Consider the following 259-nt stretch of genomic DNA (forward strand, 5'->3'; position numbering starts at 1 on the left):
TTGATCGTGTGTGAGCTTGACTAGATAAATTAGTTGGCTGAGCAGCTTGGGATAACTTAACTTCAGCTACTTTTGCTTCAGTTAGCTTAGGTTTAATGTTCATGACATTAACCGCCTGTTTAACCTGACGTAAAGGTTGCTTAGTAAAAGCTTGCTTAATCGCCGTCATTGCCGGTGCTTTAACGTTAGCAATGATGTCTGCAAAAATGGCCTTGCCACCTAAACTAATATTTTTAATTAGTTTAGGACGTTGTTTGCC

1 protein-coding gene is annotated in these 259 nt (G+C 39.4%); it reads right to left on the minus strand.

The window, feature by feature from the left end:
- The coding region (locus tag MTCD1_RS19570) for a hypothetical protein (protein WP_143760199.1) at positions 1-259 on the minus strand (259 nt) is incomplete at both ends.

The organism is Colwellia marinimaniae, from assembly GCF_002207865.1.
GTDB classification, from domain to species: Bacteria; Pseudomonadota; Gammaproteobacteria; order Enterobacterales; family Alteromonadaceae; genus Colwellia; species Colwellia marinimaniae.